The organism is Brasilonema sennae CENA114 (assembly GCF_006968745.1).
GTDB lineage: Bacteria > Cyanobacteriota > Cyanobacteriia > Cyanobacteriales > Nostocaceae > Brasilonema > Brasilonema sennae.
Genome location: NZ_CP030118.1, coordinates 5,362,611 through 5,374,972, shown reverse-complemented (window position 1 = coordinate 5,374,972; position 12,362 = coordinate 5,362,611). Strand labels below are relative to the sequence as shown.

The window sequence follows — 12,362 nt, the reverse complement described above, 5'->3', positions numbered from 1 at the left end:
TACAACGGGGCGGCAGCTTTTCGGGGGAAGCTTCCCCCGAAAACGTGCCTTGGGAACCCCCCTTCGGGTATGCGCAAAGCGCACGCCTTACGGCGTTCGCGCAGCGTGCGCTTTGCGCTTACGCCAGATGCCTACGGAGGGAAACCCTCCTGCAGCACTGGTCTCACCGCAACGCACTGGCTCCCCTCCTGTAGCGCTGGTCTCACCACATGTATGGTTTTGCCGTTTTAAGGCAATAGAACGGTTTCCCCGTCGTAGAGTTTACTGTTGCGTTTGGTCCAGTAAGTGGGCGTTGCATAATTGAAAGCTATGCGTTTAGTTAGGTATGGGCGAGAAGGTCGCAACGTCTATTACAGATTGGCTGACACTCATATTGTTAACCTGTATCAGTCTGTAGAAGAACATTTACAAGCTTGACAGCAAGTTTAGTCCTAATACTCACATCTTGCACCAAGAAAAGTTGATTGAATATTCACACTCACCTGCGTTGCCTCAAGCCTTTATTATTACGAAAAAAGACAATAAAAATCGTGTCACTTTCTTGCGCTGCTTTTAACTAAGTCCGGGCTTATACGGAAAGGTGCAAGATCTGAGAATATTTCTTTAAGAGAAGGCGAAACACCTATCAGAAGACGACTTAGGGTAGGATTTGTTACCATGTTTTTTGTGATATCCTCCTTTTTTCTATCCTCTGGGTGTATACATGATAATCAGTACACTCAGTAATGCTAAACAAACTCCCAGTATATCGTAGCGGTCTGGAGTCACTCCATCAACCTTCCAACCCCAAAGCATTGCCATTACAATAAACACGCCGCCGTAAGCAGCATATACTCTACCAAAGTTCGCAGGCTGGAGAGTCGCGAGCATACCGTATAAAGCTAACCCAATAGCTCCTGCAATGCCCCACCAGACAGGTTTTCCTTCTTTTAACCATTGCCATACGAGATAGCCGCCACCAATCTCAAACAAGCCAGCCCAGATGAAGTAAAGTAAGGACTTGAGTACTTCTTTCAATTGAGAACACCCTAGCGAACCAGTGAAGATTGTTTACAGATTATACATTGTCTCAAATTTGTGTTTTGGCAAGAGTATAGGAACACACAACAATTGTGACTTATTCTATCTTTTGGAAATGACATCCTGGTCAGATTTTCTGACATTATGAATTGGGAGATTTCCGCAAAGCTATCGCCGACTTTAACCAGATAATCAAAATTGATCCAACCTCACCAGATGGCTACTACCATCTCGGACTTGCCAATTTTAAACACGGAAATGATAAGCAAGCTGTTGCAAACTTTAACTCCGCCTTGAATAGAAATCCCAATTTAGCTGATGCCTATGGTAACCGGGGACTTGCCCAATATGCTTTGGGAGATAACAAGAACGCTGTAGCTGATTTGAAACAGGCTGCAAATTTGTTTCAACAGCAAGGAAATATCCAAGGATATCAGCAAACACAAAACCTTCTTCAGCAGATTCAGCCTAAGCAATCCAAAATCTATTTTTCATCAGCTAATTGACAGGGTGAGCAAAGTTTGCTCACCCTAATTTTTAACGAAATGAAGTGCAAAGGGAAACAAAGTTGTGGTGCCCATTGTCAAACTAGATTATTTCAGGAAAAAAGTCACTTGCTCTTTTGACAGTGAATCAAATAACCTGAGCGCTCATACACGTTTTTCAAGGAAACCCATGAACAGAAAACTTATACTGAATTTGCTTTCTAGTTCCTCCATTTTTGTATCTCTGATGTCTACACTGGGAGTTATCAATCCCGCCCACGCTGCTGGTATGACTCAGAAATTAACGCATACCAACGATGGTCGTACCTGCATAACACATCCCCACGCTAGTTACAAAACTCCTGTATGCATTAAAGATTCTGAAAGAAATCCAAATGCCCCGCCTGTGCGTTCAACAACTATTACTACAAACAAATCAGATCACAACGTCGCCATGCTGAACTTTACTGAAGAGGAAAGTAATGCTGCGATGCGGTTATTTACCTGTGACTGCCCGTATTGTATAAATTCTTTACGTCAGCTGCGCGGTACTGGAAATTTGGTGTATTAGAGCGTTTGCTGCTATTAGCTTAAACCGCAAAAAGCACTACACTCTATCCACTGGGTGAGTGTTGGGATGAATCAAGGTTAAGCTAAACGGTATTGGGGAGAGAACTTCTTCATCTCCCTCATTTTGTCTACTTTTACTTTCCTGTTGCTTTCTCAATCGCTTTTTCAGCTTTTTGAATCAAATTCGGCTGCGGATTTTGCTGCTCGTAAGCCTTCTCATTCCTTTCGTAAGCTTTCTCAACAGTTTCTAGGTTTTCAGAGTCTTTTACTGCTTGCTCATATTCCTGTTCTCTATCTTCTTCCTGAACACCAACACCAGGGTCATATTCGTAAGCACGGCCAATCTTTTCTTCAGGTGTGAGTTTCTGTCCTGGAAATGCTGGTTTTTCTGATGTAAATCCTATTGCATAGCTAGGTTCAACAAAAAAAAATACACTTGATAAGCTAATTAAAGCCATCAACCCTACAACTACAATACTCTGGCGCAAGGCTTTATTAAAAATAGCTAAAATGAATTGCATGGCAATACTCTCCTTCTCTCGTTTTATTTGTTTAGGTTTGGCAGGAATGGAAATCACAGGAATATTACGTGGTTTAGTATAACTTTGCCTCCTGCTTTGAGGGTACATTAACAATTCTATGTTCAAAGTGTCGCATGTTCGCACTAAGCTATGCCTTGTGAGCATGCGACTTTGTACTCCTAGCGGGAGCGCTTTGGGCTTATGCTATCAAAAAACATCAAATTTAAAAGATTCCCCGTCCTATCAACTAAGTTTTTCTACGTGGGTACTCGTTTTCTATCTGTCTGTTATCGAACTTTTGCTTGTACAACCATTCGTGACTAATGTCAATACTCCGACTTTGCATTGTTTGCTCAAATAAATCTGTTGGCAGTGCTTCTTCAACAGGTGAAACACCGGGTTTTTTCAACTTACCATCTAGTAATAATTGAGCAATACTACCCGTGCCACAGCCCGAAGCTACTGCGGTATTTTCATGCACTAAAGTAGAGCAAAAAGTTGCTATCTTATCATCTTTTTGACCTGTAATTTCTGAGCGAACTGTAACTCCAATACCACTGAAAGGATTGGTCACATCGGTCATAAAATGACTAACATGAGCCAAAAATTCAATAGCGCTTTTCTGTTGCATCAGTTGCTTAGGAAAAATGTGGGCAGCTATCCAAGTTAGGTGATTATAAAAATCGGGAACTGAACCAAATTTTGTAATGACTGTTTTCACTGAGGGAAAAGCATGAGGTAGTGTAAAAGTTTCTGGCATATCAAACCAGTACACTCCGCTACGACCATATGGAGGTGGAAAGTCAAGATTTTCACGCTGGCTGTAGGGTTTGACTGTCTGCCATTTTCCATCTATCCAAGCTTCAATTGGTTGTTGTAAACCTAAAAAGGTTGTTCGCATGACGGTGACACCAGCCCCGCCAGAACCAGATACTAAATAACTCAAATGAATCTTTTCTGGTGTATCGAATTGCTCAACACCCTGACGTACCATGCTGTTAGAAATGCCAGGGAAGATACCAGTGTTAACTATCGCTGTGACACCTGCAGATACGGCTGCATCGTTGTAGATGAGAGCCTTACTGGTATAAGAACGGTGGTCACTGACATCTACGTAATTGACACCATGTTCAATACAGATTTTGAGAACATTGGCATCTCGGTAGTGAAAAGGACCAGCACAGTGAACTACCAAATCGGTAGAGGCGATCGCCTTCTTCAGTTTCTCAACATCGGCCAAGTCTAACACCAAATGTTGCACTCTTGAGTCGCCCGTTCTATTACCTGGTGTGCGTCCTGTGATTGTCACTTCTGCTTGTGTATGGGTGAGAAGGTCTTTGGCAACGCTACCACCGATCCGCCCTCTCCCTCCAAGAATTAAAACTCGCTTAGTCATCGCTCCAGCATTGACAACAGCATTCTTATTACATCAGTTTTCAGTTGTACTTGTCATCGCTAATGAGTATGACGTTTACCTGTTTACAAAGGAAGATGCCTTTTGACACTCTCCGGGCTAAAAGCCACAGCGCTTAAATGCTTACGACAATCTGATCATTCGTGACCAAGAACAGTTCTAACGGTAGATTTTATCGAAGATTTTGCATCTTTTAACGTTTGTGTCAATGGTTCTTTAGTATGCAAAAACATTTTCGCACAATTGCGTCCTGGTTACCCAGAGATAGAGCAACAACAATAACTGGTTATTCATTCACAACAGCACTTTTGCAAGCTATCTCCTATGGTTGAAACAGATGTGAACAAGCGATCTGCGCGGAGCGCAGCAGCGTCTCGTAGAGAAGCTATCGCTCAAGCCTTGCTATAATCTCAACAACCTGTTCAAATAATTGGAAGTCTACTATGGCTCAAGTTTTAGTAGAAGATATAGACCCGATGATTCTTGGAAAGATTGAAATCCTTGCGAAACAGCATGGTCGCTCTTTGCAAGAAGAATTAAAACATATACTACAGCAAGCTGCGGAAAATGAGGCATATCATACGGGCGGTGATATGGCGAAGGCAAGAGAAGCAGTAGCACGAGCTCAGGCTAGGTACACAGGCAGAACTTTCAGCGATAGTGCAGAACTGATCCGTGAGGATCGCCAACGATGAGCCGCTATGTTCTGGATGCTAGCGTTGCTATCAAATGGTTTGTGCCTGAAATTTATTCCAATGCAGCTAGGCAGTTGCTGGCAAGTGCTCACAACTTTTTAGTCCCAGATTTCTTCTTTGCAGAAGTAGGAAATGTTTTGTGGAAACGGGTACGTCGTGATGATGATAGCCCTGATAACGCACGACAGACTCTAGCAGACTTGAACACGGTTCCTATAGAGGTGTATTTATCTCAGCCATTGATGCCTTTTGCTTTAAATATTGCGATACAGACGGATGCGGCAGTTTATGACAGCCTTTATCTAGCTCTAGCTATCACGCAAGGATGCCAAATGGTAACAGCCGACCAAAAATTTTACAACGCACTCAAGAATAGTACTTTTGCAAGCTCTCTCCTGTGGGTGGAAGATATTTAAACAAGCTAAAATGACTACAAAATATTAACAGAATAAAACTAGTGTAATATAACCCTGGATATACAAAATTCTCTTTTGGTTATAAAACGTAAAAATCGTAACCTTTTTGAGAGTGTAAAACAAAATCCAATCCCCAAAAACAGGGGATTTTTGTTTAAAATGAGGTCATTATTCTAATGAATAAAACTGATTTAGCTTTTACCCCAGCACTAGAACAAGCACAGTTAATCCGACGCCGAGAGGTATCGCCGTTGGAGTTGGTGGAAGTCTATTTAGAACGCATCTCTAGGTTGAATCCTCAGTTGGGAAGTTATTTTACGGTGATGGCAGAACAAGCGATCGCAGATGCCAAAGCCAAAACAGAAATCCTTTCTAATACCTCAGAACTACCACCGTTTTTTGGAGTGCCGATTTCTATTAAAGACCTCAACCCTGTTGCAGGTGTCCCTTGTACTTACGGAAATCCCGCGTTACTAGATAATATCGCTGACCATGATAGTGGGGTAGTAGTCAAGATTAAGCAAGCTGGGTTTATTCTTCTGGGCAAAACAGCAACATCAGAAATTGGTTCAACTCCTTACACAGAACCTACGGGTTTTCCCCCAGCCAGAAATCCGTGGAATTTAGACTACACCCCAGGCGGTTCCAGTGGTGGTGCAGCCGCAGCGGTAGCAGCAGGATTATGTGCGATCGCTCAAGGTTCTGATGGTGGTGGTTCAATTCGTGGTCCTGCAGCTTGTTGTGGTTTAGTGGGAATCAAGCCATCAAGAGGAAGGGTGACTCATGCACCGGTGGGCGATAGCCTTAGTGGTATTGCGACAAATGGTCCAATAGCACGTACTGTTGCTGATGCGGCTGCTCTTTTAGATGTCATGTCTGGATATGTCACAGGCGATCCATATTGGTTACCCAACCCAGAACCCTCGTTTCTTGCTTATACAAAAGAAAAACCTGGTCGTTTGCGAATTGCTTATGCAACAAGTACCCCTCCTATAGGGAAAGCTGATGCTAACTGTGAGCAAGGCGTTCTGCAAACAGTGCAATTATTACAAGAACTTGGTCACACAGTTGAGCAGACGAGCATAGATCTTAGTCGATTAGTTGAACCATTTCAATTTGTTTGGCAAACAAGCGTCGCTGGGTCGGGAATACCTGCTGAGGCTTTACAGCCATTGAATCGTTGGTTGTTGGCTAGAACAGGTTCTGCGGGTGAGTACTTGCGAGCAGTTTCCCAAATGCAGGCGGTAGCACGACAAATTGTCGCACTTTTCGACACGATTGATGTGCTTGTGTTGCCAGTTTACTTACATTCACCTATCCGCGTGGGAGAGTGGGCAAACTTGAGTCCAGAAGAGACATTCCAAAAGATTGTTGATTGGGTTGCACCTTGTCCACCAGCGAATGCAACTGGACAACCGGCGATCGCTCTTCCTGTAGGTTTTGATGAACTCGGTTTACCGATAAGCGTACAATTAGTGGGACGCCCCGCAGCCGAAGCCACTCTCATTAGCTTAGCAGCGCAACTGGAAGCTGCTAAACCTTGGATTCAGCATCGTCCAGCTTTAGGATGAATAATTTTCCTAAATCATTATGCAGGCAAGCATTGAACAAATTTCACAAATTGCCGTATTTGTAGGTTTAGAGCCTTCAGATAAATTGAGTTTGCAGCCTCACACCCAAGTGCGACGTTATCTTAAGGGAGAAATTATCCTGCATGAAGGCGATGCTCTACCAGATGTATTGTTTGCTTTAGTGAGTGGGTCAATTCAAATGACAAAAACAGCAGGAACGGGGAAAGAAACGATTCTTCGCACCCTTTGTGCTGGGGAAATTTTTGCTGCTCCTGCACTGTTGGGAAATGGTATTGCGCCTGCAACTGTCACAGCTTTGAGTGATTGTGAGATTCTGACTGTACAACGAGATGCTCTACTCAAAGCTATTCAAGAAAACCCTGATATTGCTCTACGGATGCTGATGGTTTTTAATTCGAGAATTCAGCAATTGCATGAAACAGTTCATGGATTAGTTTCTGAAAGAGCCATTGTCAGGTTGGCAAGAATAATTCAATATTTTGCTGAGCATGATGGTACAGAATCAACTCCGCAAGGAGAAGTTTTGAAAATCCAATTGCCTTACTATCGAATTGCACGTAGTATTGGCATTACTTATGAAGAGTGCGTACGCTTTATGAAAAGTCTTAAGTCAGTGATTGCTTACAGTCGGGGTGGAAAGATAACGATACTGGATGCAAAAAAACTAGAAGAAGTTGCGGCGTTGCATAATAGTAGTAATTCATACCTTGATTCAGCAACGCCGAAAATCCTTTGAGGCTTTTGGTGTCGCAAAGTATTCTAGTTTTTCTCAAGAGAAATCGTTACTGAATCGGATGTTGTCTTTCTCAATGCCATCGAGTACAACTTGGAGTCCACCCATACGAATCATCCACTCAAGACGATGGTCACGGTACTCACGTTTGAACAAACCTTGCTCAACGAAATGCGAAAATTGCTCCAATCCGGCAACAGAGTCGTTTGCTTCCTGCAACGTTTGAGCGACGCTTGGACGCACACTAACGCGCTTGAACCAATCAGCAAGTGGGGAGTTTGCTTCTGGTCCAATCCCGAATATGAATGACGACGAGTTAATGTAGGGAACGACACACAGATCGCTCCAACCAAAACGGTCGCCGTTGAACCATTCGCAATCGCCTAGCTGCTTCGTCAGCCATTCACGGCACTTCGCAGCCTGTTGTTTGGCATTCCCAACGATCGTTTCGGCAAGCGAACCCTTCGCCCGACCAAAGAAGTTGATTTCCATCACCCCCCAGTTGATCGGCTCGTAGTAGGTGTCCATGACCTCTTCAATCATGCGGACACGAGCTCGGTCTGCTGGATTGGGAGGCAGCAGCGGTGGCTCGGACCATTTGTCTTCGATGTACTCAAGGATGATTGTAGAGTCGAAGATCTTGGCATCGCCGTCAATGAGGACCGGCATCTGGGCGCGAGGATTGGCTTCCAGAAACTCACTGCCCCCAAACGCGCCCCCACTCACGTCAGGCGTCTTGATCTCAAACTCAACTCCCTTTTCGCGCAAGGCGATTTTGTTCTTCTGTGCATACGGAGATAGGGGGTGTTCGTAGAGGATGATCATTGGTCAAATTCTCAGAGCTACAGTGAGCGGAAGCCACCCTCATTAGTTTAGCAGCTTCCAGTTGTGCTGCTAAACCTTGCATTCAGCATCGTCCAGCTTTAGGATGAGCGAATAAAATTCATCAACACCGCTCTTACACCATTGGTTCAGCAAGGTAAATATCGATACGGTAGACCACACAAACTTTACCACTAGTATCAGCCGCCTGCTCGTGTAGCTTTTGCAATTGAGCGACAAGCGGTTGTCGTTCCTCTGGTGAAAGTGGGACAAAGCCTTGGCTTTGGGCAAGACCAATCAATCCTTGTAAATCTAACCATTGCTGATACGGAACATTTGTTTGGCGGACTTTTTGGAAATAGGGACTCTCCAGAAGTGCGCTGATCATCGACTCACGACTTGGTAATCCAGGAATATTGTTTGAGCTTTGGAAAACTAAGCGGTCAAATTCTTTAGTGAAGGAGTCGTCTTCATCCCAGATACCCCAAACCAGACCAAGACGTCCAGATGACTTTAAGATGCGGTGAAACTCGTAAAGCGTTGGCGAAGGGTTAAACCAGTGGAAAGATTGAAAACAAGTCACTAAGTCAACCGATGCATCAGGGAAACCTGTCACTTCTGCTGTCCCAGAGCGAAATTCTACCATTGGATGTCCAGTTGCCGCCAGTCTCATTTCTGGATTTGGCTCAATGGCAATGACTTTTATCTCGCGTTCGCCTAACAACCGCGAAGCGATACCTGTCCCGGCTCCAATATCGGCTGCAACGAGCTGTGACGGCTGGTCAAATCCTTCTAAGATGATATTAATTGCCTCTGCTGGATAGCTTGGTCGATACAAAGCATAGTCTGTTGCTCTACCGGAGAACAAACTCGTGGGGTTCATTTGGTACATAGGCTTGCATCGGTTTTTGTTTAGTCTTCTGTGATTGAATGCGACTAGAGCGATGCTCCAAAGGAGACGTCTCAAGGGGGCGAGCGCCTACTTGTACCTATTATGTCACTCATCATCTAAATATTAATCCTGTGGAACTGTAGGACAATCAAATGGAATTATCTTTCTCCCGCTTCTGTTGAGCTTTCAACATTCGCTCTTTCAACTGAATATTTCTTTGTGCAATGTTTTGTCTGTCCTGATACCATTGACTGACATTCTTGACTGAAGTGTGAGCTTCCACAGATGCTGATTGGCTCTGTTCAATACGTGTTTTTTCTGCAATTTTGTCTGCTAGGCGACATTGCAGCACTACAGATGATAACTCAAAGAATGCTCCAGGACGATTGTCATTTCCCATATCTGACAACGCCCGTCCTACACCTTCTAGACAAATATTCATAATCACAATGTCTGAATTTTTTTTGTTGAGTCTCTGGCGGAGGCTTTGAAGTTCTTGTTTATTATCATTTAGCTGGCTCTGTACTTGTTCAAGATTTTGTTGGGTTTTTTTCAACTCAATTTTGGCATTACCTAAATTTTGCTGTAACGTCCATCCGTGTATTGTCAAGAAGCTCACGATACCAATCGTACAAAAATTTAGCCGAAAAGAGTTATGCATAATAGAAAGACTCTCGTTCAGACAGAAATTATTTTCTGACTCTTTTTGCATATATTACAAGGTATTTTCCTACAAATCTTAAAAAATCAATATCGCCTCGATGGAAATTGAGTAAATCAAACTAGTAATTAACCGTATTTTTTATAGTTTCGATTAGCTTAAAAAAAAACTACTGACAACTACTTAAGTGTTGAGATTGTTACATTTGATTTGATAAAATTTTTTTATATAAATTAAAATTTACTTACGTATCTGATAAAAGTTGCTATGAAATTGACGATACAAGTTAGTTATTAAACTAACCATACAATAATGAACTTTTATAAAGTCTGCCAAACTGGCAACATTAGTATCTTAGATTTGTTATTCATTAATGTACCAGGCTCATCTTATTTATCTCTACCTAATGAACATCACAAAGCTTTTCATTCAAGTTACTGTGATAAAGAGAATAGGATTAACCACCCATGATATACCTCATTTTCACAAAAATTGTTAGGAAAAGCAGCAACTCTGAAAAGTTTGATAAAATGTCTTGATGTCCTTTCTCAAACTTTTCTGTAGTTATAAATCTTACCAAAGAGGTAGAAGAGTATAAAGTCTAAACGAGAAGTAAAAGAGAGAGTAGATAAATAAAAAAATATATTTTTTATTTATTTTTTGACTTCATTTTTTCTTTTAGTCTCTAAATGTAGAAGCGTTACAGTTATTTTTTAAAATCACCATTACAACATGATTGGTCAGTTACTAGCAGGACGTTACAAAGTCCTTGAAGTATTGGGCGAGGGGGGATTTGGGCAAACTTACATTGCTGAGGACGTTCACCTCCCTGGGAACCCTAAATGCGTCCTAAAACATCTCAAAACTTCTAGTACCGACCCTGATATTTTAGAAACTGTCAGAAGGCTTTTTCAAAAAGAAGCTGAAACTTTGCAACAGTTGGGCAACCACGACCAAATACCCAGACTTTTAGCTTATTTTGAAGAGAAGCAAGAATTTTACTTGGCACAAGAATTTATCAGTGGACATCCTGTGAGTATGGAGTTTCCTCCAGGAAGAATATGGACGGAACCCCATATTCTTGAAATGCTAAATTCGGTACTGGGTATTTTAGAATTTGTTCATAGCCACGGAGTCATTCATCGTGATATCAAACCAGATAATATTATTAGACGTGCTTCAGACAACAAATTAGTTCTGATAGACTTTGGAGCAATTAAACAACTGCAAAGTCAAACAGCAGTTGGGACAAGACAAAACCACATCACTCTGATCACCGGAACTCGGGGATATATGCCCTCTGAGCAAATCAGACGTTTACCACGTCCTAGTAGTGATATTTATGCACTGGGGATGATGGGAATTCAAGGATTGACAGGGGTGCATCCACACCAACTCCAAGATGATCCCAATACTGGAGAAATACTGTGGCAACATCTGGCAACTGTCAGTCCGGGGTTAGCTGCTATTCTTACTAAGATGACGCGCTATCACTTTAAAGATCGTTACCAGACTGCGACTGAGGTGCTGCTAGCGCTACGGGAATCAGCGACAAACTCTGACAAATTGCCGACAGAAGAAGCTTGTTTTACCACAAACATCCTTCATGAACTCTCTTTAGAGTGGGAGGAAAACGGACAAGTCAAAAATCGCAAAATCCTTGAAAAACAACAAAGTAAAAACCCCAGTCGAGGAGTCCGCATCGGTCGAGATCCCCAAGTATGCGACATTGTTATATCAGATCCAACAGTATCTGCTTTACATATTGAAATCTTCTTTCATCAGCAAAAGCAGAAATTTTACTTGCGGAATTTGCGCCAGATGAATCCTCCTATTGTTGATGGACAGTTACTTTTAGCAGGCGAAATGCCTCTTTGTGTTGGTAGTAATATACGGTTGGGGCAACAAAATTTTCAGGTAAGTGACATTGTTTGCAACGAGTATCCGGGTGGGTACGTACCTATAGAATACTCAATTGTTCCGATCGCACTGCAACAACCTATTAACCAGACGATGCGAATTCCAAAAGTCAAGAAGGCTGAAGAAAATTCACAAGAAGTTTTGTTGACTCCAGAGTCAGTATTATCATCTTCAGCGATCAAAGTACCAAAATTACTTGGGATGAGTGTAGCAGCTTGTATCAGCGCTGTTGGTGGCTTTAGCTTTTTGAACTCTAACAACATGATCGGAACTCATGCACAACAGAATTTCATCTCACAGCAACCACAACTGTGTCGTGTTGTTTCTCCCCCCGGTGGCAGATTTGTAGCTAAATTACGCCCTGAACCTCAAACAGAGGTTGGCGCTGTCAAACAACTGAATCTAGGCGTAATGGTCTTATTTGTTCAGGTGCGCGGTGATTTTGTAGAAGTTAAACTGCCTGATGGAACTCAAGGCTGGCTTTTTAGGGATGAAGTACAACCTTGTACTGCATCACAAATAACCCATTAAGAATGAAAAATGAAGGATAGGACACATAGATGTCCAAAGTAATAAAATATTTTATACTTCATTTTTCCTGTTTTCGCCTTCAGTTCAAAC

The 12,362-nt window shown here is 42.5% G+C and carries 12 protein-coding genes and 2 pseudogenes; 8 read left to right on the top strand and 6 right to left on the bottom strand.

Going from position 1 to position 12,362, the window contains the following annotated elements; translation table 11 throughout:
- Window positions 1-300: 300 nt before the first annotated feature.
- Window positions 301-417, top strand: a pseudogene (locus DP114_RS35230) (ArsR family transcriptional regulator); the annotation flags it as partial.
- A 267-nt stretch (window positions 418-684) separates the two neighbouring features.
- On the opposite strand, the gene DP114_RS22560 reads toward DP114_RS35230, so the two are convergent.
- On the bottom strand, window positions 685-1,017 hold the full coding sequence (locus DP114_RS22560; RefSeq protein ID WP_169268043.1) for a YnfA family protein: 333 nt from the start codon (window positions 1,015-1,017) through the stop codon (window positions 685-687).
- A gap of 143 nt (window positions 1,018-1,160) precedes the next feature.
- Here DP114_RS22560 and DP114_RS22555 point away from each other — a divergent pair.
- Together DP114_RS22555 and DP114_RS22550 are read left to right on the top strand one after the other, a co-directional pair.
- Window positions 1,161-1,526 (top strand): annotated as a pseudogene (locus DP114_RS22555) (tetratricopeptide repeat protein); the annotation flags it as partial.
- 169 nt (window positions 1,527-1,695) lie between these two features.
- Window positions 1,696-2,076: a hypothetical protein gene (locus tag DP114_RS22550; protein WP_169268041.1), complete on the top strand. Its 381-nt coding sequence runs from the start codon at window positions 1,696-1,698 to the stop codon at window positions 2,074-2,076.
- 133 nt (window positions 2,077-2,209) lie between these two features.
- Here DP114_RS22550 and DP114_RS22545 read toward each other — a convergent pair whose 3' ends face one another.
- A complete protein-coding gene (locus DP114_RS22545; protein WP_246162660.1) occupies window positions 2,210-2,653 on the bottom strand; it encodes a hypothetical protein in 444 nt (147 codons plus the stop codon).
- Window positions 2,654-2,843: 190 nt separating this feature from the next.
- Complete coding sequence (locus tag DP114_RS22540) at window positions 2,844-3,992, bottom strand: saccharopine dehydrogenase family protein (protein ID WP_171977182.1); 1,149 nt, start codon at window positions 3,990-3,992, stop codon at window positions 2,844-2,846.
- A gap of 461 nt (window positions 3,993-4,453) precedes the next feature.
- Between DP114_RS22540 and DP114_RS22535 the strand changes: the two genes are divergently transcribed.
- The 4 genes from DP114_RS22535 to DP114_RS22520 all read left to right on the top strand — a co-directional run bounded on the left by DP114_RS22535 (window position 4,454) and on the right by DP114_RS22520 (window position 7,449).
- On the top strand, window positions 4,454-4,705 hold the full coding sequence (locus DP114_RS22535) for a FitA-like ribbon-helix-helix domain-containing protein (RefSeq protein WP_169268039.1): 252 nt from the start codon (window positions 4,454-4,456) through the stop codon (window positions 4,703-4,705).
- Window positions 4,702-5,121: a type II toxin-antitoxin system VapC family toxin gene (locus tag DP114_RS22530; protein WP_171977181.1), complete on the top strand. Its 420-nt coding sequence runs from the start codon at window positions 4,702-4,704 to the stop codon at window positions 5,119-5,121. Before DP114_RS22535 ends, DP114_RS22530 begins: the two co-directional genes overlap by 4 nt.
- 176 nt (window positions 5,122-5,297) lie before the next feature.
- Window positions 5,298-6,692: an amidase gene (locus DP114_RS22525; RefSeq protein WP_171977180.1), complete on the top strand. Its 1,395-nt coding sequence runs from the start codon at window positions 5,298-5,300 to the stop codon at window positions 6,690-6,692.
- A 19-nt stretch (window positions 6,693-6,711) separates the two neighbouring features.
- Window positions 6,712-7,449: a Crp/Fnr family transcriptional regulator gene (locus DP114_RS22520; RefSeq protein WP_171977179.1), complete on the top strand. Its 738-nt coding sequence runs from the start codon at window positions 6,712-6,714 to the stop codon at window positions 7,447-7,449.
- Window positions 7,450-7,482: 33 nt separating this feature from the next.
- Here DP114_RS22520 and DP114_RS22515 read toward each other — a convergent pair whose 3' ends face one another.
- The 3 genes from DP114_RS22515 to DP114_RS22505 all read right to left on the bottom strand — a co-directional run bounded on the left by DP114_RS22515 (window position 7,483) and on the right by DP114_RS22505 (window position 9,821).
- The gene (locus tag DP114_RS22515; protein ID WP_169268035.1) at window positions 7,483-8,271 is read right to left on the bottom strand and encodes a glutathione S-transferase family protein; all 789 of its coding nucleotides are present in this window, start codon (window positions 8,269-8,271) and stop codon (window positions 7,483-7,485) included.
- 133 nt (window positions 8,272-8,404) lie between these two features.
- On the bottom strand, window positions 8,405-9,160 hold the full coding sequence (locus tag DP114_RS22510; protein WP_318284181.1) for a class I SAM-dependent methyltransferase: 756 nt from the start codon (window positions 9,158-9,160) through the stop codon (window positions 8,405-8,407).
- A gap of 148 nt (window positions 9,161-9,308) precedes the next feature.
- Complete coding sequence (locus DP114_RS22505; protein ID WP_169268034.1) at window positions 9,309-9,821, bottom strand: hypothetical protein; 513 nt, start codon at window positions 9,819-9,821, stop codon at window positions 9,309-9,311.
- A 732-nt stretch (window positions 9,822-10,553) separates the two neighbouring features.
- Between DP114_RS22505 and DP114_RS22500 the strand changes: the two genes are divergently transcribed.
- On the top strand, window positions 10,554-12,272 hold the full coding sequence (locus DP114_RS22500) for an FHA domain-containing serine/threonine-protein kinase (protein WP_169268033.1): 1,719 nt from the start codon (window positions 10,554-10,556) through the stop codon (window positions 12,270-12,272).
- Window positions 12,273-12,362 lie beyond the last annotated feature (90 nt).